Raw genomic sequence first — 21,110 nt, 5'->3', positions numbered from 1 at the left:
AACGTCCCGCCATGATGCTGCACCCTACTCCGTTCTGGTTTCTGCGCCACGGCGAGACCGACTGGAATGCCCAGGGCCTGTCCCAGGGCCGCACCGACATTCCGCTGAACCATGTCGGCCGCGCGCAGGCCGAACGCGCCGCCCGTACCCTGGCGCCGGTGCCGATCGCCAGCATCGTCGCCTCCCCCCTGCTGCGCGCACGGCACACGGCAGAGGTCGTGGCCGCCACGCTCGGCCTGCCCGTGGCACTAGATGCCGACCTGGCGGAGGTGGATTTCGGCAAGCAGGAAGGCCTGCCAATGGGCGACTGGTACGATGACTGGATCGCCGGGGACTACGCACCAGAGGGCGGCGAAACCTTCGTGACGCTGCGCGAACGGGCCGTCCGCGGCGTGAATCGCGCGCTGGCGTTGCCCGGCCCGGTGCTGGTGGTGGCCCATGGCGCATTGTTCCGCGCCTTGCGTCAGGCGGCGGGGATGGAGGCCAATGTTCGCACGCCGAACGCCCTGCCGCTGTGGATGGAGCCGCCGGCGCCTGGCGCCACCGCTTGGCGCATCACGCCCGCGCTGCTGGCGCCGGAGGTCTGACCTGCCTGATGGCGGCCCCTGCGCGCATCGCTGGTCCCGTGGCGCTGCCGCGCCGGCCGCGCACTGCGCCGCCGCCGGGTGCGGTCGATGCGCACGCGCATCTGTTCGGGCCGGAAACTCGGTTCCCCTATGCGGAGGGGCGCGGCTACACACCGCCGGACGCGCCGCTCGAGGCCTATCTGGCGCTGCTGGACCAACTTGGCCTCGCGCGTGGGGTGCTTGTGCAGGGCAACGCGCATGGCTTCGACAACGCCGTGCTGCTGGATGCGCTGGAACGCGCACCTGGGCGGCTGCGGGCCGTCGCGATCACCGATACGCGGATCGCGCCGGCCACGCTGCGCGACTGGCACCGCCTCGGCATGCGTGGCTTGCGCTTCCATGAGCACATGGCCCCGCCCGGCTATGTCCGCGGCGTGGGGCTGGAGGCGCTGCCGCATTTTCGCGCAGTGATGCGGGATCTGGGATGGGTGGTGCAGGTCTTCTGCGACCACCGCCGGCTGCCGGCCATCGCCGCGGACCTCGCTGCCATCTCGGCCGAGATGCCGGTGGTGGTCGACCACATGCTGGCGGTGCCAGCGGCGCTTGGCGTCGCCGATCCCGGCTTCCAGGCGCTGCTGCGACTGGTGGGCGAAGGGCAGGCGCATGTGAAGCTTTCCGGCACGTACCGGCTTTCCACCCGCTTTCCGGATTACCCGGATGCGCGGCCCTTCCATGACGCGCTGTTGGCCGCCAATCCCGAGCGGCTGCTATGGGGCACGGATTGGCCCCATACCTCGATCCCGGCGGAGATCATGCCGGATGACGGGGCCCTGCTGGATCTGTTCCATGCCTGGACCCCGCGGGCCGAGGATCGTGCCCGGATCCTGGTGGAGACACCGACCCGGCTGTTCTGGTAGCGCAGGTTCAACAACCGGGCGTCCGTTGCGCGGCCGCGGCTTGCACCGCGGCATGCCGACGTGGGAAGTAGATCCGCGGCAGCGCAGCATCGGGTTGCGAACCGGGATCGATTCATGCACGCAATGGATTGTCGATGATGCCGGCCGGGTCCCGGACCGAGACTGGCGGTGAGTTGCACAGTCGGCTGCGCCAGCAGCAGCTTCTTTCGGCCTTTGGCCGCGAGGCGCTGCGTCGTTCCGAGCTCGACGACCTTCTGCAGGAAGCGGCACGGATCGCGGCCAATGGCCTGGGAACCAACCTCTCGAAAGTGCTGCAACATATTCCCGACGAAGGCGCCTTGAAGATTGTCGCCGGTGTCGGCTGGCGCCCCGGCGTCATCGGCGTGGTGCGGTTCGGCACCGATCTTGAATCGCCCGCAGGCTTCGCGCTCCGGACCGGGGCGCCGGTCATCTCCAATCACCTGGGCGATGAGGGACGCTTCCGCACGCCGAAGCTGATGGTGGAGCATGGCGTCCGCCGCGCCGTGAACGTGCTGATTCGCGGCGAGGCCGGCGCACCGCCCTTCGGTGTGCTGGAAGTGGACAGCCGCGATCCGAGGGAGGACTTCTCCGAAAGCGATGTCGATTTCCTCCAGGCGCTGGCCAATGTTGTGGGTCTCGCGATCGACCGGGACCGCGACCGGCGCGACCGGGAGCTGCTGACGCGGGAGGCGCATCATCGGGTCAAGAACAGCCTCCAGATCGCCCAGACCCTGCTGCGTCTGCAACTGCGCGAGGTGGAGGACCCGGAAGCGCGGCTTCAGCTTGAACAGGCCGCGCGGCGCATCATGACCATCGGTGCGGTACATGAGCGGCTTTTCTCTGGCCCGGCCATCGGCCAGGTCGCGGTAGGGACCTATCTGCACGGGCTGGTGGAGGATCTTCGCAACTCTCTCGGCGTGGGTGAGGGCAGCCGGCCGCTGGAACTTGAGCTGAGCGCGACTGCCGAGATGGCGGTCTGGGACGGGGACCGGGTGACGACGCTTGGTCTTGTGGTGACGGAACTGGTGACGAACGCCTTCAAATATGGTCGCGACCGGGTGCTGATCCGTCTCGAGATTGCGGCCCTGGACGGGGCCGGCACGCTGGTGGTGGAAGATGGCGGGGACGGGCCGCCGGCTGGCTACGACCAGGTCCGCGGCCGCGGGCTCGGCATGCGAATCATGGCGACCTTGCTGCGCGGCGGCGAACTTGTGCCGCAATGGCCGGCGGGCGGGCGGTTCCGCTTCGTCGCCACGCTGCCGCCGGCCGCCTCGGGCGCCTCCGCCTGACTCTCCTCCGAGCCGGTCTGGTTCACGAGTCTTGCAGGAAGCGCCGAGTGGCATCCGCCACCATCTCCGACAGATCGAGCGGAATCTCCATCGCGCTGACCTTGTCGTCGATCAGCAGGAAAGACAGTCCATGCACGAAGGTCCAGAGCCGAAGGCCGCGGGTGCGGATCGGCGGGTCGTTCGGGGAGCCGCCTTCGCGATGCGCCAGCTGGCTCAGCAGCACGCCGAAGGTCTCCTTCCCCTTCTGCAGTAACTCTGGGCTGCGGCCGTGGGTCCGGGTCTGGCTGAACATCAGCTTGAAGACGCCGCGTTCCGCGGTCGCGAAGTCAATATAGGCGTGCCCGATCGCTGAGACGGCGGCCTCGCTGCCCAAGGGATGCGCGGCACCGGCCTGGAGCATGGCCTGGCGCTGACGTTCCAACCCCTCCAGCGCCACGGCATCCAGCAGCGCGTCCTTGTCATGGAAGTAGCGGTAGGGCGCGGCCGTCGAGACGCCCGCAGCGCGGGAGGCATCGGACATCGTCAGGCGCTCCGCGCCGTTCTGTTCCACCAACAGCCTCGCGGCCTCGATGAGCGCCGCGCGCAGGTCGCCGTGGTGATAGCGCGCCTTCTTCATGCAGGGCCCTCGTGATCCCCGCCAGGTGAAAAGGCAAGACCCACATTTGCCATTGGCATTGCAGACCCTACCGATGTTATTGGTTCTAACATCGTCGTTGGAGTTTCCCAATGCCTGGCCCCAGGACCAGCCTACTGCGCCTCGGCGGAGACCTCCGGCGCATCGCCGCGACCGCCGCCATCATCGGGCTTTCGGCCGCCTCCGTGCTTGGCGGGGCGCAGCTTCTGGCGCAGCGTGCCGCCGCGGTTCCGGCGCCGCCGGGGGCGCCCATCACGCCGGTGTCGGTGGTGCAGGTGGCCGAACAGCCCGGCTATGCGGTGACGCGCCGCTTCATTGGCCAGGTCGAGGCGCCGGGCCGGATCGATCTGGGCTTCGAACTGGCAGGCCGCATCGTCGCCATCCTGGCGCAGGAAGGGGATGAGGTGCGAAGCGGCGCGCTCCTGGCCCGGCTCGACAGCGCGGCGCTGGAGGCACAGCGGGGCGTATTGGTGGCGGAACGGGCCGCGCTCGCCGCGGATGTGGAACTCGCCCGGCTGACGCGCGCGCGTGACGACCAGCTCGCGCGCGGCGGCTTCCGGTCCGAATCCGCGCGGGATGATTCGCGCCTCGCTGTGGTGCGGCTGGCGGCGCGCATGGCGGCGCTCGATGCCCAGATTGCGGGGGTCGACATCCAGATCGCAAAATCGGCCATTGCCGCGCCCTTCGATGCGGTGGTTGGCGGCCGGCTGGTGGACCCTGGCCAGAACATTGGCGCCGGTGCGCCGGTTCTCACGCTGTTCGAACAGGCGTCCCCGCAGATCCGGGTTGGCCTGCCGATCGGCCTCGCCGGCCGGCTTGCGCCGGGTGATGCCGTCGCGGTGGAAATCGAGGGGCAGCGCTTGGCCGGGCGGGTGCTGCGCCTGCGCTCGGATCTTGACCCGGTCACCCGCACACGCGGCGTTGTCGTGGCCTTGCCCGAGGATGCACGGCTCGCCTTCGGCCAGACCGGCAGCCTGCTGCTGGAGGAGGTGGTCGCAGAGCCCGGTTTCTGGGCGCCGGTCGCGGCACTGCGCGAAGGCGGGCGCGGCACTTGGACGGTGCTGGCCATTGCACGCGGGCCGGTGGGCGAAACCGTGGCGCCCATTGCAGTCGAGGTCATCCATCTGGCTGGCGACCTGGTCTTCCTGCGCGGCGCGCTTGGAGAGAGCGCCCGTATCGTCGCACGCGCACCGTCCCGGGTTGTCCCCGGCCAGACGGTCGCGGTGCTGGTGGAGTAGGGCGCATGGACACCGTGTTCTTTCGCCAGCCCCGCCTTGTCGTGCTGGCACTGTTCGTCCTCATCGTCTCGGGGCTGTCTGCCTTCCTGACCATTGGGCGGCAGGAAGACCCGACGATCACGAACATCTTCGCCTCCATCACCACCGTCTTCCCCGGCGCCGATCCGGGCCGGGTGGAGGCGCTGGTCACTGCCAAGATCGAGACGCGGCTTCGGACGATCCCGGAAATTGCCGAACTGTCCTCCACCTCCTCGACCAGCGTGTCCGTGGTGCTGGTCGACCTGGCGGATACGGTGCCTGCCGCCCGTATCGAGCAGGTGTGGTCCGAGATCCGCGATGCGCTGGCCGATGTGCGGCGTGATTTCCCCCAGGGGGTGCAGGAGCCCAAATTCAACAGCGATGGCACCGGCGGCTATGCCGCGATCTTCGCCGTCACCGCGCCCGCCGGCCATTCCCTGGCGCGCGCGGCGCGGGAGGCGGAGGCGCTGGCCGATGCGCTGCGGACCGTGCCTGGTACCAAGCTGGTCGACCTGCATGGCGCGCCCGAGGAAGAGGTCCTGGTCCACTTGGACCCCGCCCAGGCCGTCGCACTTGGCCTGACGGCGGATGCGGTCGCAGCCGCCATTCGTGCGGCGGACGCCAAGGTGCAGGCGGGGCGCCTGCGCGGCGCCTCCAGCGACCTGCTGCTGGGCATTGCCGGGGAGATTACGACGCTCGACCGCCTGCGCCGCATCGTGGTGCGGGAGGATGCGGCTGGGCGCGCCGTGCTGCTCGGCGATATCGCTAGCGTCACGCGCGGCGCGCGCAGCCCTGCGGCGGAGGCCGCGATCCATGGTGGCCAGCCGGCAATCCTGGTTTCTGCCAAACTTGAGGAAGGCCTTCAGGTGGATCGCTGGATGGCCCGGATGCGCGCGACGGCGGAGGGCTACGCCGCGACAATGCCGACCGGCCTCGCCGTGGAAACAGTGTTCGACCAGAGCCGCTACACCGTGGAGCGGCTGCGCGAGATCGCTATCAACATGGCGATGGGCGTGGCGCTGGTGGTGCTGGTGCTGTTCCTGACGCTAGGCTGGCGCTCCGCGCTGATCGTCGCGCTGGCGCTGCCCATCGTGACCCTGGTCTCGGTCGCCACGTTGAAGGCACTCGGCGTGCCGATCCACCAGATGTCGGTCACGGGGCTGATCGTTGCGCTCGGACTGCTGGTGGATGCGGCGATCGTCATGGTCGACGACATCGGCGCGCGGCTGCGGCACGGCGCTGCGCGGCTGGCCGCCGTTTCGGGCGCCGTGCGGCGGCTGGCGATGCCGCTGCTGGCTTCCACCGTCACCACCATACTGTCCTTCCTGCCGTTGATCCTGCTGCCAGGACCGGCCGGAGATTTCGTCGGGTCCATCGCCATCGCGGTGGTCGTGATGCTGGTCTGGTCGTTTGTCGTGGCCCTGACGATCACCCCGGCGATGGCCGGCTGGTGGCTGCGTGCAGCCCATGGGGCGCCGCGGCGCGACCGGCCGCTGGTGCGGCTGTTCCGGGGCAGCGTCCGGCTCGCGCTTGCCAACCCTATCCGCGGCATTGCGGTGTGCCTGGTGCTGCCGGTGCTGGGTTTCCTGGCGCTGCCGACGCTGACGGCGCAGTTCTTCCCAGGCGTGGATCGTGACCAGTTCACCATCGACGTCGAATTGCCCGAGGGTAGCGCCCTGGCCCACACGGCGCGGACGGTCTACGGCATTGATGCGCTGCTGCGCGCGGAGCCGGAGATCGCCTCCGTCACCTGGGTGCTCGGCCGCTCCGCGCCGGCCTTCTACTATAACATCGTCGGCAACCGGGATCAGGCGCCGGGCTTCGCGCAAGCGCTGATCACGACCGCATCCCCCGCCGCGACGGACCGGTTGATCCGCGCGTTGCAGTCCAGCCTGCCGCCAGCCTTCCCCGAGGCACAGCTTCTGCTGCGCGGCCTGGTACAGGGGCCGCCCGTAGATGCTCCGGTAGAGCTTCGCCTGGTCGGCCGCGATATCGCGAGCTTGCGGGAGGCGGGGGATGCGCTTCGCGCACGCCTGGCGGTCCTGCCTCAGGTGACCGTCGCACGCACCACCATCGGTGGCGGCGCACCGAAGCTGATGCTCGACGTCGACGAGGCGCGCGCCCGGCTGCTTGGTCTGGACCTCGCGCAGATGGCGCGGCAGCTGGAGGCGGGGCTGGAGGGCGTGGTCGGCGGATCACTGCTGGAGGGGACGGAGGAATTGCCGGTGCGCGTGCGGTTCGGCGCAGGCCTCCGCGGCGACCCGAACGCGATCGCGGATATGCCGGTTCTGCCGCCCACCGCGGCGGCGCTTTCGGCCCAGGGGCAGTTCCCGGGCGTGGCGCTGTCGGCGCTCGGGACGCTGCGGCTGACGCCGGCGGAAAGTGCGGTGACGCGGCGCAATGGTGAGCGGGTGAACACCGTGCAGGCCTTCCTGATGCCGGGCGTGCTGCCGCAGGAAGCGCTGGGCGCGGTGCTGCGGAGCCTGGATGCCGAGGGCTTCCAGCTGCCCGAAGGCGTGCGGATGGAAACCGGCGGCGATGCCGATGCGCGAGCCTCCACCATCCAGGCGCTGATCGCGCCGGCTGGGCTGATCGTGGTGTTGTCGATCGCGGTGGTCGTGCTGACTTTCAATTCCTTCCGCCTGACGCTGATTGCCTTCCTGGCTGCAGGCCTATCCGCCGGGTTGTCGCTGCTGGCGCTCGCGGTGTTCAACTATCCCTTCGGCATCAATGCGATCATCGGCCTGATCGGATCCATCGGCGTGTCCATCAACGCCGCGCTGATCATCATCTCCGCACTTCAGGAGGATGAGGCGGCGGCGCAGGGCGATCAGGCGGCTATGGCTGACGTGGTGGTGAGCGCAAGCCGCCATATCCTGTCCACGGCGATCACCACATTCGGAGGGTTCCTGCCGCTGATCCTTGGGGGTGGCGGTTTCTGGCCGCCCTTCGCCATGGCCATCGCGGGTGGCGTGCTGCTTTCGCCGTTGCTCGCCTTCTGGTTCACGCCCGCCATGTTCAGGCTGACGCAGTCGGGGCTGGCGCGGCGGGGATCCGTCTTGCCACGGTGCGGTGCGGAGGCGCTGCAGGCTGCGTGATGCGGCCCGCGTCTATCGAACCAGCACCTCCGCCGCCTGTCGTGTCGTCGCCACGGCCTCCGCCGCGCGCAGCACCGCGGCCGAGATGCCGGCGACGCTGGCGGAGACGGTGGTCACGGCCGCAGATGCGCCATGCATGTTGCCGGACATGCTGCGCGTCACCACGGATTGTTCCTCCACCGCCGCCGCGGTCTGTGTCACGCTTTCCCGCACCGTGGTGACGGCATCGCGGATCGTGCCCAGCGCGCCGGCAACCGCGGCCGAAGTCGCCTGGATTCCGTCGATCTCGCCGGATATCTGCTGCGTAGCCGCAGCCGCCTGTACCGCAAGGTTCTTGACCTCGCTTGCCACCACGGCGAAGCCCTTTCCGGCTTCACCGGCGCGGGCTGCTTCGATCGTCGCATTCAGTGCCAGCAGGTTGATCTGGCTGGCAACGTTGCGGATCAGGCCGACGATGCTGGTCATCGCTTGCGCTGCATTGGCCAGTGCCTCCGTGCTCTGTGCCACGCTGACCGTCTGTTCGAAGGCGGCATCCGTCGCGGTGCGCGAATTGGCCATGGAGCGCGCGATCTCTCCGATCGAGGCTGCCAGTTCCTCCGAGGCGGCGGCGACAAGTTGCACGTTGCCTGCTGTCTCATCGGCGGCGGCGGATGCGGCGCGCGCCTCCTCCGTGGACTGGCCGATGGCTTGGTCGATGGCGCCGAAGTTGCGATCGATCAGGGCCTTCAAATCCGTCAGCAGCTTCACCTGCGCGGTGATGTCGGTGGCGAATTTCACCACCTTGGCCACCTTGCCGGTTCCGTCCAGGATGGGGTTGTAGGTCGCCTCGATCCAGATCTCGCGGCCACCCTTGCCGATACGCCGGTATTGCGCCGCCTGATACTGGCCTCCGCGCAAGCCATCCCAGAGCGCCCGATAGCTGGGCTGGTCCGTTTCGGCCGCATCGACGAACATGCTGTGGTGCTTGCCGGTCACCTCATCCAGCGTATAGCCGAGGGTGTTCAGGAAATTCGCATTGGCGCTCAGTATGGTGCCATCGATGTCGAATTCAATCACCGCCTGGGAACGGTCGATGGCGGCAAGCTGGGCCGCGTAGTCGAGGTTAAGCAACCGCGCCTTGGCATCCGCCCATTCCACGACGAACCCGGTTCGGCGCGTGCCGTTCCATAGCGGCGTCACCCGCAGGTCGAAGGCACGCGGGCCGATGCGGATGGTGGCGGCATGCGGTGCCTTCAGCGCGGCGAGCATCTGGCGTTGGTGCGCTGGCGTCTTGTGGAAGATGTCGATGTTGCTGCCGATCAGCCGGTCCATGCTGAAGCGCGGTAGTTCCCTCCGGAGATCGGCCTCCGCCTCGCGCATCAAGGCCGTGGCGCTGGCATTCATGTAGGTGATGTTCAACTCGGCATCGGCCAGCATCACGTTCGTGCGGAGTGCATCGAGCGCCCCACGATCTGCCTCGCCGGCGCCAGACTTCCAGGTCTTGTAGCCAAGCATGAGATCCAGTCTCCGGTATCGTGGGCCTGGCACACCTTTACGTCATTTTGATTACCCAAATATTTGCAACGACTTTTGACCGGGTGGGTGCGGGCGAAGCCGGTCCGCTTCAGCCCAGCAGGCGGGCGATGACCGCCGCGGGCGGTGTATCCGGGCTGGCGCGCAGCGCGGCAAAGACAGATTTCTTCGCCCGCGCCCGCCAACTTACCGGCAGCTTCGCCAGGCTTTCATGCAGGGCGAGATAGGCCTGTTCCGTCCAGACCCGCTCATGCGCCAGCCGTGCAGGCCCGAAGTCGAAGCGCTGGTTGCCCCTGGCTGGCTGCGTCGCGCGAAGGCCGGCTGTGGCCTGCGCATCCACTTGCGCATCGCGGATGACCACGCCGTAGTCGCGCGCCGCTGCCGCCACCGTCAGTCGCCCGGATCGCACATCGACGAGTACGGCCTCGGCCGCGCGGGTGCGCGGGTCACCGCGTCCGCCACCACCTGGAGAGACGATACGCACAACAGCGCCAGGCGGCAGGTTGAACAGATCCGTATTGCCCAGGTTGCGCTCCTCCGGCGTGCCGGGGTTCAGCGCGAAGGTGCTGGCGGCGCCGGGGCGGCCGCCGAGCGTGCCCCATGGCTGGAATACGGACCGGTCGCGGTTGCGCGCGGTCACCACCGCATCGGGCGCATCCGTCGTGAATTCCAGCACGGTCGCCAGGCCGCCGCGATGCGCTCCGGCGCCGCCGCTATCCGGCATCAGCCCGTAGCGCAGCACGCGCACTGGCGCCTCGGATTCGGTGATCTCGATCGGGCTGTTCTTCAGATAGGCCGCATCGGCGCCGGAGCCATCCGTGCCGTCGCGATGCGGCATGCCGCCGCCGCCGCCGACGATCGGCGCCACCGCCACGATGGAGCGCCGCCCCGTGCGCCGGTTCTCGCCGGAGATGTTGATGATCGAGGAAGACCCGGCCGGCGCCGCTGGCAGCCTTTCGGGCACCGCCTGCACGAAGGCGCCGAAGACCAGGCTGCGCAGCCGTGCGCAGGTCAGGCTGCGCATGCCGACGGCTGCGGGATGCTGCGGGTTCACCACGCTGCCCTCTGGCAGAATGCAGGTGAAGGGCCGCGTCGTGCCGAAATTCAGCATGATCTTTGGGCTCAACGCGGAGAGCACATAGTACACGCCGACCATTACCAGCGAATGTCGTGCATGGCCCCCGGTCGGCACGTTCATCGACGACAAGGTTTGCGGATCGGTGCCGGTGAAATCCAGCACGGCGGAATCGCCCATGATGCGCAGCGTCAGCTTCAGCCGCAGCGGGTCGCCATCCGGCCCATCCTCGTCGCAGTAATCGGCGAAGGCGTAGTCTCCATCAAGCAGACCCGTCAGCACGGCGCGTGCCTGCGCCTCGCCGTAGTCGAGCAGGTCCGCCATGCCATCGACCAGGGTCTCCACGCCGAAGCGGCGCACCAGGTCCAGTATGCGGCGCTCCCCGGTATTCACCGCGGCAATCAGCGCCTTCAGGTCGCCCCAGTTCTGGTCCGGCACGCGCACATTTGCGAGGATGACGCGCAGCAGCTTCTCGTCCAGCACGCCTTCCTGATACAGCTTAGAGGGCGGCACGCGGATACCTTCCTGATGCACCTCCGTCAGTGTGCGCGACAGGCTGGCCGGCACGGCGCCGCCGACATCGACGTTGTGGATATGGCCGCCGGCGAAGGCGATGATGCGGCCTTTGTGGAACACCGGCTTCCACATGTTGGTGTCTGGTGAATGGGTGGCGAGGTAGCCCGAATAGGGGTCATTGGTCATCGCGATATCGCCCGGTGCGTAGCCACCAGGCACCAGGCCGATTGCGGCCTCATAATCCACGCCGGGATACCAGGTGGCACCGAGATCCAGCGGCACGGCGCAGGTCTTGCCGTGGGCGTCGAGGAACTGGACGGTGAAATCCTCCGTTTCCTTGACGAAGGTGGAATGCGCGGTACGGTACAGCGTGGTTGCCATGCTTTCGGCGGCGGCGCGGCAATGGTTGCGCAGCACCTGCAGGGTGATGGGGTCGGTGCGCATCAGATCGTCTCCATCACGAGGTTGCCCTGCGCATCGGTGCGCACCCGCCATCCGGCGGGCACCAGCACGGTGCAATCAGACTGAGTGACCACGGCCGGGCCGGTGAGCCGCGCGCCGGCGCCCAGCGCCTCCCGCCGGTACAGGCCGGCATCGTGCCAGGCGCCGGCGAGACGCAGCGAGATCGTGGTGTCAGGCACGGCCGCGGCCTCGACCACAGGGTCGTCACGGACCGGCAAGGGCGGCGCGCGCCGTAGCGCGGCGGCGCCCAGCCCGACCACTTCCACCGGTGCCTCCGGATCGCAATGGCCGAAGGCGTCCTTGTGCGCGGCGTGGAACAGTGCGGCGAGATCGGCGGCGGTGCCATCCCCCCGCCAATTGGCGGGCAGCGGTACCGGCACCTCGAAGGACTGGCCCTGGTAGCGCAGGTCCGCGCCAAGGCTGATGTCGGAAGCACCATCGCCGCCCATCTCGTCCAGTGTCGCCTTGGCCTCCTTGGCCAGTGCGTCGACGGTCTCGTGCAGCAGCGGCAGAGCCGGTTCGGCCAGGGGCAGCAACAGGCTGCGCATGGTGTCGCGGCGCAGGTCGGCCGCCAATGCGCCAAGCGCACACAGCGTGCCTGGCACGGCCGGCACCAGCACGCGGCGGATGCCCGCAGCCTCCGCCAAAAGTGCGCCGAGCATGGGCCCCGCACCGCCGAAAGGCATCAGGGTGAGCTCGCTGGCATGCGCGCCGGCACGCGCCAGCAGCTTGTCGATCTCCACCAGCATGCCGCTGATGGCCACCCGCAGTACACCCTCCGCCACCGCCGGCACATCGAGCCCGAGGCGTTCCGCGATCGGCCGGGCTGCGGCCTCGGCCAGCGCGCGATCCGGTGCAATGGCGCCGAAGCCGAGCGGGCCCTGGCCGAGAATGCCGCAGACCAGCGCCGCATCCGTCACGGTGAAATGCTCGCCGCCGCGTCCGAAGCAGGCCGGGCCGGGGGTCGATCCGGCGCTTTCCGGACCGACCTGCAGCACGCCCTGCGCATCGACCCGCGCGATGGAACCGCCGCCCTGGCCGGAGGAGATCACCGCGACCGTCGGTATGGCCAATGGAAACTCACCGATTGCCTGGCCACTGCCGAAGGAGGGCGCGCCATCCACCAGCAGCGCCACATCCGCGCTGGTGCCCCCGATATCCAGCGTCAGCACCAGCCTTTCCCCGGCCGCGCGCGCCACGACGCCGGCGGCGCGACCGATGGCAGCGCGCGCATCCTGGCGCAGAAGCTGACCGAGGTGCTTGGCCAGCCGGTGCTGATCGAGAACCGGCCAGGCGCCGGCGGCACCACCGGGGCCGACTATGTCGCGAAGGCGACGCCGGATGGCTACACGGTTGTCATGGCCTCGGTCTCCAACCTGGTGCTGGCGCAGGGTCTCTACAGCCGGCTGCCCTATGACCCGGTGAAGGATTTCGTGCCGGTGGCACCTGCGGTGATGGCGCCGATCGGCATCGCCGTGCAGGCCAGCCTGGGCGTCACCACGCTGCAGGAATTCATCGCGCTGCTGAAGGCCAACCCGGATCGCTACCAGTATGGCAGCGCCGGCAATGGCGCGTCCGGCCATATCTCTGCCGTGGCGTTCCTGCAGCAGACCGGCACGCAGGCGCTGCATGTGCCCTATCGTGGCAGCGGCCCGGTGTTCAACGACCTGCTGGCGGGCGTGGTGCATTTCACCGCCGATGTCCCCGGCCTGATCAAGCCGCACCACGATGCCGGCAGCATCCGCGCTCTGGTGATGGCGACGCAGGAACGCTCCTCCCTGTTGCCGGACGTGCCGACCAGCGCGGAAGCCGGGCTGCCGGGCTACCGGGCCTATTCCTGGTTCGGCCTGTTCGCGCCCGCCAATACGCCGATGCTGATCGTCGAGCGTCTGGCGGCGGCGGTCGAGACCTCGCTGACCGACCCGACGGTTGCGCGGCGGCTGGAGACCGATCTCGGCCTGCCGCCGATGCCCGGCTACACGCCGGCCCGCTTCGCCGAATTCCTGCAGGAGGAAATCCGCTACTGGCTGCCCATCGTGCGCGCCAGCGGCGCACGGTTGGACTGAATGTCAGCCGGGCGGCTCCTCCGCCCGGCACAGCGCCCGCATGATCTCGGCCAGCCGGTCCACCATCTCCGGATTGCCGAGCATGCGGCTGCGCAGCAGCACCACCTCGCGCTCCACCCGGGGCAGGAAGGGCCGGGCCACCACGCCGGGCGGCAGCACAAGGCGGGCGAAGCCATCGACGATGGCAAAACCGATTCCTTCCCGCACCATGGCCACCGCACTCACCGTGTTGCCGATCTCCACTGCGATGCGGCGCTCGACACCTTCCGTGCCGAAGGCAAGATCCAGGCTGCGGCCGAAATCCTGCCAGCCGCCGAAGCCGATCTCGGGCACCCCGGCGAGTTGCGCCGGACCCAGCGCGGGTTGTGCGGCCAGGGGGTGATCCGCTGGCAGCAGCACGATGCAGGGCACGCGGCCGATCGGCGCATGGTCCAGCCCCGGCACCTCGACGGAGGTCAGCGCCAGGCCGACATCGAGCCGGCGCGCCAGCAGCGCCTCACCCAACTCCCGCACCGGCATGAGATTCACCGAGATGCGCGCCAGCGGCCATTCCCGCCGAAGCTGCGCCACGGCCTTCGGGACCAGCGACACGCCGAGCGAGGAGGTGGTGCCGAGCCGCAGCAGGCCGCCCTGCCGGCCGCCGAGGTCGCGTGTCAGGCTGCGGAAGCTGTGCAGTTCATGGAACAGCCGCTCGGCCTCCGGCCACAGCGCCGTGGCCTCCGCCGTGGGTGTCAGCCGTCCGGCATGGCGGCGGAACAGGGCGAAGCCGATGCGGTCTTCGCAATGCCGCAGCGCCTGGGACAATGCGGGCTGCGAGACGCCCAGCGCCTTGGCTGCGAGGCTCAGCGAATGGCTGCGCATGATCTCGCAGAAAACTTCGATGTCGCGGGCATTCATGGCGGGGCTTCCACTGTGTGGCCGGGCTGGCGCCAATTGGTCAGGCGCCCTGCTCCGCCAGCCATTCGCAGGCCCCCTCCGCGGCGGCGAGGCCGGTGCTGAAGCAGCCCTGCAGCAGGTAGCCGCCGGTCGGTGCCTCCCAATCCAGCATTTCGCCGCAGGCGAAGACTCCGGGGTGCGCCTTCAGCATGAAGCGCGCATCCAGCTCCGACCAGGCGAGGCCGCCGGCCGAGGAAATGGCCCGGTCGAGCCCGGCGGTTCCGGTCAGGCGTAGCGGCAGGTGCTTCACAAGTTGCGCCGGCGCTGCGGCACCTGCCCTCAGGGCCTCCTGCACCAGTCCGATGGCCGCGGGCGGCATCGCCAGGGCCTTCCGCAGCCCGTTCGACAGCGATTCGGCACGCGGGCGCGCCGCCAGGCGATTCGTGACCTCGCTCTCCGTCAGGTCGGGGCGCAGGTCGAGCGTGATGTCCGCATATCCGCTTTGGGCGATCGCCTCCCGCAGTGCAGCCGAAAGGGCGTAAGGCGCGCCGCCTTCGAGACCTTTTGCCGTCACCAGCGCCTCGCCCCGCACAATGGCGCCGCCGAACTCGATGGCGATGCGCTTCAACGGCGCGCCCTGATGGCGGTCGCGGAAATGCGCGGACCAATCCACCGTGAAGCCCATATTCGACGGCGCCCAGGGCGCCACCGCGAGGCCCGGCAGATGCGCCGGCCAGGCGCCATCGGAGCCGAGCCGTGGCCAGGAGGCGCCGCCCATGGCCAGCACCGTCGCAACCGGCCGGGCGGCGCCGGGTGTTCCGGCCGAAGCTGGCGCGAAGCGGAGGGTGCCGTCCGGTGCCCACCCTTCCCACCGGCTGCGCAGCACCAGGCGCACGCCCAGCGCCGCGAGGCGCGCCAGCCAGGCGCGCAGCAGTGGCGAGGCCTTGAGGCCCTCGGGAAAGATGCGGCCGCTGCTGCCGCGGAAGGTTTTGATGCCCAGGTCCTCGCACCAGGCGATCAGCGCAGCGGGCGGAAACGCACGGATGGCTTGCAGCAGGGGCGGGGCGGCGGGGCGGTATCGGTTGAGGAAACGCTCCAACTCCTCCACATGCGTCAGATTCAGGCCACCACGCCCGGCCATCAGGAATTTCCGGCCGACCGAGGGCATGTGGTCATGCACCGTCACCGCGAGCCCGGAGCTTGCGAGCCGCTCGGCCGCCATCAGCCCGGCTGGCCCGGCGCCGATGACGATGGCCTGCCCGGTGAGGGTGGCGGGGGCAGGAGTGGCGCGGCTGGCTTCGATCATGGGCGGCTTTCTGCGGCGGGACGCCCGGGATATCCAGGGGCTGGCCGCAAAGGAGTCGCCCCATGTCCGCCGTTCTTGTCACCGGAGGGGCCGGCTTCGTCGGCCTGAACCTCGTGGAAGCGCTGCTGGGGCGTGGCGAGCATGTGATCGTCTTCGGTCAGGAAGCGACGCTGCCCGCCCCGGCGGGGGCGGTCTTCGCCGGCCTGCCGGGACGGCTGGAGGTGGTGACGGGCGATGTGCGCGATGCCTCGGCCCTGGCTGCGGTCTTTGCCAACCACCGCATCGATCGCGTCTTTCCCTTCGCCGCCATCACCGCCGGCCCGGTGCGGGAAGCGGCTTCGCCCGGCCTGGTGCTGGATGTGAATCTGCACGGCGTCATCTCCACCCTGGCGGCGGCGCGGGATGCCGGCACGGTGCGGCGCGTGGTGCTGCCGGCCTCCGCCGCCGTCTATGGCGACTCGGCCTATGACCGCGATTGGCTGGACGAGGTGACCACGCCCTGCATGCCGATCAGCCTGTATGGCGTGACGAAATACGCCGTGGAACGGGCCGGGCTGCGGCTGGCCGGGCTGTGGGGGCTGGATGCGGTGGCGGCACGGATTGGCGCGACCTATGGGCCATGGGAGCGTGATACCGGGCTGCGCGACACGCTGAGCCCGCATCTGGCAATCTTTCAGGCTGCCCTTCGGGGCGGGGCCGCCATCCTGCCGCCGTTGCCCTTGCCGCGCTATGACTGGGTCTATGTGAAGGATCTCGTGGCGGGGCTGCTCGCGCTGCTGGACTGCACGGACCCGCCCGGCCGCGTCTTCAACCTGGCCTCGGCGCAGGATTGGTCACCGCATGCGGCGGCCTGCTGCGACATTCTGGCCGCGGAGATGCCCGGCTTCGCCTGGCGCCACGCGGCCGAGGGGGAGGCGCCAAACATTCCCTTCAACGAAACCCGGCCTCGCGGATTGATGGCGATCGACCGCGCCCGCCGGCTCGGCTGGGCGCCCAGATTTGCGCCGGAGGCCGCCTATGCCGATTATGCAGCCTGGCTGCGGCAGATGGACGGAAGATTCATCGCCGCGGCCGCACCGCCGCAAGGCTGATCCGGAGCCTACCGCCCCTTCCAAGGGTGGGACCTCCCCCCACTTCCCCAGCGAACCTGCCGTGAGGACCCGATGCCCGATACCAACATGCTGGACGCGACGCGGCTGAAGTTCGGGATCGGGCAGTCCGTGCCCCGCGCCGAGGACCCGATCCTGCTCACCGGGCGCGGCCAGTACACCGATGATATCGCCCTGCCGGGCCAGATCTGGTGCGCGATGGTGCGAAGCCCCTACGCCCATGGCGTGATCCGCGGCATCGGGACGGAGGCCGCGCGCGCCATGCCGGGGGTTCTGGGCGTCTGGACCGGGGCGGACCTCGTGGCAGCAGGCTACGGGCCGATGAAATGCGGCATGCCGTTGAAGAACCGCGACGGATCCGCGATCCGCACCACCCATCGTCACGCCCTGGCCACCGACAAGGTGCGCTTCGTCGGCGACCCGGTGGCTTTCGTCGTCGCCGAGACCCGGGCGGAGGCCAAGGACGCCGCCGACATGGTGGAACTCGACATCGACATGCTGCCGGCCGTCACCCAGGCCTCCATCGCCGCGGAGGCCGACGCGCCGCTGCTTTATGACGATATCCCCGGCAATCTGGTGCTGGATTTCCAGCAGGGCGATGCCGCCAAGGTGGCCGAGGCCTTCGCGGGCGCGGCGCATGTCACCCGCCTGGCCATCCGCAACAACCGCATCGTGGTCTGCGCCATGGAGCCGCGCAGCGCGATCGGGTCGTTCGAGGATGGGCGCTACGTGCTGCGCGTCGGTTGCCAGGGCGTTTTTGGGCTGCGGGCGCAGATGGCGAATGACGTGCTGAAGGTGCCTGTGCAGCAGGTACGCGTGCTGACCGGCCATGTCGGCGGCAGCTTCGGCATGAAGGCCAATGCCTATCCCGAATACATCTGCCTGCTGCATGCCGCGAAGGAACTCGGCCGGCCGGTAAAGTGGACGGATGAGCGGACCAGCAGCTTCCTCTCCGACCAGCACGGCCGCGACCATGAGGTGGAGGCCGAGCTGGCGCTGGATGCCGAAGGCCGCTTCCTGGCCGTGCGGCTGACCTCCTTCGCCAATATGGGCGCCTACCTGTCCACCGTCTCGCCGCTGATGGGCACCGCGAATTTCTGGAAGAACGTGCAGTCCAACTACCGCACGCCGCTGATCGAGGTGGTCACGCGCAGCCTGCTGACCAATACCAGCCCCGTCTCGGCCTATCGCGGCGCCGGCCGGCCAGAAGGCAATTACTTCATGGAGCGCCTGATCGAGGCCGCCGCGAAGGAGATGGGGCTAAGCGCCATCGAGCTGCGCCGCCGCAACCATATCCGCCCGGATGAGATGCCCTACGCCGCCGCCAGCGGCAGCACCTATGATGGCGGCGATTTCACCGCCCTTCTGGACCGGACACTCGAGGCCGCCGACCTGCCCGGCTTCGCGTCCCGCAAGGCAGCGAGCGCGGCGAAGGGTCTGCTGCGGGGCCTTGGCATCGGCAATTTCCTCGAATGCACGGCGCCGCCGACCAAGGAACAGGGCGGCATCCGCTTCGAGAAGGATGGCACCGTCACCATCATCACCGGCACGCTGGATTACGGCCAGGGGCATTGGAGCGCCTTCGCGCAGGTGCTGCACCAGTCCATCGGTGTTCCCTTCCATCAGATCCGCCTGCTCCAGGGCGATTCGGATGAGCTGATGGCGGGCGGCGGCACCGGCGGGTCGAAGTCGCTTATGGCCTCGGGCGCGGCGATCGTCGAAGCCTCGGAGCTGGTGGTCGAGAAGGGCCGCGTGGCGGCGGCCTGGGCGCTGGAAGCCGCGGTCTCGGATATCGAGTTCGAGGCGCATCCAGAATCCGGCGAAGGCCGTTTCCTGATCGCCGGCACCGACCGCGGCATCGGCATCATGGATCTGGCGGCGCGACTTCGGCAGGCACCTTCGGTGCCGGAGGGTGTTCCGGCGACGCTCGACGTGACGCATGTCTTCGACCAGGCGCCGCAGGCCTATCCCAATGGCTGCCACGTGGCAGAGGTCGAGATCGACCCCGAGACCGGGATCGTCAGCATCGATCGCTACCTGTCGGTGAATGATTTCGGCGTCATCGTGAATCCGATGCTGGTTGCCGGCCAGGCGCATGGCGGCATTGCCCAGGGCATCGGCCAGGCACTGCTGGAAAGCGTGGCCTTCGGCGAGGATGGCCAAATGCAGACCGGCAGCTACCTGGACTACGCGCTGCCGCGTGCGGGGGACCTGCCGTCCATCGACTTCATCAGCCACCCCGTTCCGGCAAAGACGAATCCGCTCGGCGCCAAGGGCTGCGGCGAGGCGGGTTGTGCCGGGTCGCTGCCGGCGGTGATGAATGCCCTCGTGGATGCGCTATCCACCTTCGGTATCCGCCACATCGACATGCCGGCGACGCCTGAGCGCGTATGGCAGGTTATCCAGGCGGCGCAACGGGCCGCCTGAGCCCGCCAGTCAGCGCGCGGCCCGGAGGGTCGCGCGCCAGACGCGCAGGAAATTGCCCGACCACAGCAGCGCGAGTTCGCGTGCCCCATAGCCGCGGCGCAGCAACTCGGCACTGACAGCGCCGCTCATCGACGCGTCCTGCCAACCCTGCACGCCGCCGCCGCCGTCAAAGTCGGAGGACAGCCCGACATGGTCGATGCCGATGCGGCGCACCGCGTAATCCACGTGGTCCACGTAGTCGGACACGCTGGCGCGGGCGGTGCCGTCCGCATCGGGAGCCTTCAGGAAGCTGGGCACGGCGGTGATCTGCAACAGACCACCGACATCCCGCAGCGCGTCCATCTGCGCGTCATCCAGGTTCCGCGGATGGTCGCGCAGGGCGCGGCAGCAGGCATGGGTGGCGACCACGGGCGTGCGCGACAATTCGGCCGCCTGAAGCATGGCGCTGCGCGCGACATGGGAGACGTCGACGATCAGCCCGACCCGGTTCATCTCCGCGATCGCGGCCCGGCCCAGCGCCGAAAGACCACCATGACGGGTCGGTGCGTCGCCCAGGTCGGCGCGTGGCCGGGCCGCATCCGACAGGGCGTTGTGGCCGTCATGGGTGACGGTCAGGTAGATGGCGCCGAGCTTGCGCCATAGCGCCAGGCGCGACAGATCCTCCCCCATCGCATAGCCATTCTCGACGCCGAGCAGGATGGCCAGCGCCCCATCCGCCGCGCAGGCTTCCAACTCGTCCGGCGTGGTGCACAGGCGCCGTCGCATCGGCGTCTCGCCCGCGGTGGCGGCGATGGCCCGCAGCATGGCCTCGGCCCGCGCGCCGGCGGCATCGTGACCCTCCGCGGTCAGCGGTCCCTGCGGCACATAGGCGATGAAGACCACGCCCTTCAGGCCACCCGCCTGCATCTTCGGATAGTCGACCCGCCGTGCCGTTGGCGTGGCCGGGTCGGGCGTGGCCGGCCAGGGCACATCGACATGCGTGTCGAGGGTCAGCGTTGCGGCGTGGATTTCGGCGGCGGCCGCATCGGTCGGCAGGGAGGGATTTGTCATGCCCCGACGCTGGCCGCGCGGCCGCGGCGCGTCAACCATCCCCGTTTCAGCCATCCCGGCGTCGCGTCTGATCCGCGCCCAGCCGCCGCTCCAGCCAGCGGGCACCCGCCGAGATCAGCAGGATCAGCACCAGGTATTCCAGGATCAGGATGCTGTAGATCTCAAGCGGCCGGAACACCGAGACCACAAGCTCATTGGCGCGGCGCGTCAGGTCCTGGTAGCCGATGACGCTCGCCAGGCTGCTCATTTTCACCACATAGACGAACTGGTTGGCGACCGGCGGCAGGATGCGGCGGATTGCCTGCGGCAGGACGACCAGGCGCATGACCTGCCAGCGCGACAGGCCCAGCGCGGCGGCACCCTCCCGCTGGCCCTGCTCGATGCTCTGGATGCCGCCGCGCAGGATTTCCGCCTCGAAGGCCGAGTCGCACAGCGCGATGGCGATCAGCGCCGCAGTGAAAACATCCAGCCGGATGCCGAGCACCACCGGCAGGCCGTAGAAGACCCACAGGATCAGCACCAGGATCGGCACCGCGCGAAACAGCTCGACCCAGACCCGGTTGACCAGGCGCAGCGGACGTAGCCGCGAGAAGCCCAGCAGGGCGACACCTGTTCCAATCAGGACGGACAGGATGATGGCCGCGAGCGACAGGGAAACCGTCGCCCAAAGCCCCTCCACCATGAAGCCGAGATTGGCCCGGCCGCGGGCATCGGTGGGGTCCACCACATGCCAGCCCCAGTTGCTGCCACAGCCGGCCAGCGCCAGCATTGACAGAAGCAGCATGGGACGCGCGCGACGCGAAACGGGGAGGGTCAGCATGGGGCTGTCTCCCACGGTTTCCGGAGCGAGACGAGATGCGCCCAGCGCGGCAGGCGGGAAATACCAGATCCCATGGGTTGTGACCTGCGCCCGCCGCAGGCGGGCGAGCG

16 protein-coding genes are annotated in these 21,110 nt (G+C 69.2%); 8 read left to right on the top strand and 8 right to left on the bottom strand.

Annotated elements, in window-relative coordinates; all coding sequences use genetic code 11:
* The first annotated feature begins 14 nt into the window (after positions 1-14).
* The 3 genes from Q8S40_RS04085 to Q8S40_RS04075 all read left to right on the top strand — a co-directional run bounded on the left by Q8S40_RS04085 (position 15) and on the right by Q8S40_RS04075 (position 2,793).
* The gene (locus tag Q8S40_RS04085; protein ID WP_305669450.1) at positions 15-587 is read left to right on the top strand and encodes a histidine phosphatase family protein; all 573 of its coding nucleotides are present in this window, start codon (positions 15-17) and stop codon (positions 585-587) included.
* A gap of 38 nt (positions 588-625) precedes the next feature.
* Complete coding sequence (locus Q8S40_RS04080; protein ID WP_305669385.1) at positions 626-1,483, top strand: amidohydrolase; 858 nt, start codon at positions 626-628, stop codon at positions 1,481-1,483.
* Positions 1,484-1,656: 173 nt separating this feature from the next.
* Complete coding sequence (locus Q8S40_RS04075) at positions 1,657-2,793, top strand: sensor histidine kinase (protein WP_305669384.1); 1,137 nt, start codon at positions 1,657-1,659, stop codon at positions 2,791-2,793.
* Between the two features lie 22 nt (positions 2,794-2,815).
* On the opposite strand, the gene Q8S40_RS04070 is transcribed toward Q8S40_RS04075, so the two are convergent.
* Positions 2,816-3,409: a TetR/AcrR family transcriptional regulator gene (locus Q8S40_RS04070; RefSeq protein WP_305669383.1), complete on the bottom strand. Its 594-nt coding sequence runs from the start codon at positions 3,407-3,409 to the stop codon at positions 2,816-2,818.
* 110 nt (positions 3,410-3,519) lie between these two features.
* Here Q8S40_RS04070 and Q8S40_RS04065 point away from each other — a divergent pair, with 110 nt between their 5' ends.
* Together Q8S40_RS04065 and Q8S40_RS04060 are read left to right on the top strand one after the other, a co-directional pair.
* Positions 3,520-4,665: an efflux RND transporter periplasmic adaptor subunit gene (locus Q8S40_RS04065; protein ID WP_305669382.1), complete on the top strand. Its 1,146-nt coding sequence runs from the start codon at positions 3,520-3,522 to the stop codon at positions 4,663-4,665.
* 5 nt (positions 4,666-4,670) lie between these two features.
* Complete coding sequence (locus Q8S40_RS04060) at positions 4,671-7,781, top strand: efflux RND transporter permease subunit (RefSeq protein ID WP_305669381.1); 3,111 nt, start codon at positions 4,671-4,673, stop codon at positions 7,779-7,781.
* A 12-nt stretch (positions 7,782-7,793) separates the two neighbouring features.
* Here Q8S40_RS04060 and Q8S40_RS04055 read toward each other — a convergent pair whose 3' ends face one another.
* From Q8S40_RS04055 to Q8S40_RS04045, 3 genes are all read right to left on the bottom strand, one after another.
* Entirely contained in the window at positions 7,794-9,275 is a 1,482-nt protein-coding gene (locus tag Q8S40_RS04055; protein WP_305669380.1) for a methyl-accepting chemotaxis protein, read from the bottom strand.
* 109 nt (positions 9,276-9,384) lie between these two features.
* Positions 9,385-11,328, bottom strand: coding sequence for a hydantoinase B/oxoprolinase family protein (locus Q8S40_RS04050; RefSeq protein ID WP_305669379.1), 1,944 nt, complete (start codon positions 11,326-11,328; stop codon positions 9,385-9,387).
* Positions 11,328-12,545, bottom strand: a complete 1,218-nt coding sequence (locus Q8S40_RS04045; RefSeq protein WP_305669378.1) for a hydantoinase/oxoprolinase family protein — start codon at positions 12,543-12,545, stop codon at positions 11,328-11,330. Before Q8S40_RS04045 ends, Q8S40_RS04050 begins: the two co-directional genes overlap by 1 nt.
* A gap of 57 nt (positions 12,546-12,602) precedes the next feature.
* Between Q8S40_RS04045 and Q8S40_RS04040 the strand changes: the two genes are divergently transcribed.
* A complete protein-coding gene (locus Q8S40_RS04040) occupies positions 12,603-13,412 on the top strand; it encodes a Bug family tripartite tricarboxylate transporter substrate binding protein (RefSeq protein WP_371136798.1) in 810 nt (269 codons plus the stop codon).
* 3 nt (positions 13,413-13,415) lie between these two features.
* Here Q8S40_RS04040 and Q8S40_RS04035 read toward each other — a convergent pair whose 3' ends face one another.
* A complete protein-coding gene (locus tag Q8S40_RS04035; RefSeq protein WP_305669377.1) occupies positions 13,416-14,309 on the bottom strand; it encodes a LysR family transcriptional regulator in 894 nt (297 codons plus the stop codon).
* A 40-nt stretch (positions 14,310-14,349) separates the two neighbouring features.
* Positions 14,350-15,594, bottom strand: coding sequence for a TIGR03862 family flavoprotein (locus tag Q8S40_RS04030; protein WP_305669376.1), 1,245 nt, complete (start codon positions 15,592-15,594; stop codon positions 14,350-14,352).
* 62 nt (positions 15,595-15,656) lie between these two features.
* Between Q8S40_RS04030 and Q8S40_RS04025 the strand changes: the two genes are divergently transcribed.
* Together Q8S40_RS04025 and Q8S40_RS04020 are read left to right on the top strand one after the other, a co-directional pair.
* The gene (locus Q8S40_RS04025) at positions 15,657-16,685 is read left to right on the top strand and encodes an NAD(P)-dependent oxidoreductase (RefSeq protein WP_305669375.1); all 1,029 of its coding nucleotides are present in this window, start codon (positions 15,657-15,659) and stop codon (positions 16,683-16,685) included.
* A gap of 72 nt (positions 16,686-16,757) precedes the next feature.
* Positions 16,758-19,130: a xanthine dehydrogenase family protein molybdopterin-binding subunit gene (locus tag Q8S40_RS04020; protein WP_305669374.1), complete on the top strand. Its 2,373-nt coding sequence runs from the start codon at positions 16,758-16,760 to the stop codon at positions 19,128-19,130.
* Between the two features lie 9 nt (positions 19,131-19,139).
* Here the strand turns inward: Q8S40_RS04020 and Q8S40_RS04015 are convergent, their stop codons facing one another.
* Entirely contained in the window at positions 19,140-20,180 is a 1,041-nt protein-coding gene (locus Q8S40_RS04015) for a dipeptidase (RefSeq protein WP_305669373.1), read from the bottom strand.
* A 46-nt stretch (positions 20,181-20,226) separates the two neighbouring features.
* Complete coding sequence (locus Q8S40_RS04010) at positions 20,227-20,964, bottom strand: amino acid ABC transporter permease (protein WP_305669372.1); 738 nt, start codon at positions 20,962-20,964, stop codon at positions 20,227-20,229.
* Positions 20,965-21,110: the final 146 nt, after the last annotated feature.

Origin of the sequence: Falsiroseomonas sp., from assembly GCF_030695085.1 — a bacterium.
Lineage (GTDB): Bacteria > Pseudomonadota > Alphaproteobacteria > Acetobacterales > Acetobacteraceae > Falsiroseomonas.
The sequence above is the reverse complement of the archived record's forward strand: the minus strand, read 5'-3'. Positions and strand labels throughout refer to the sequence as shown.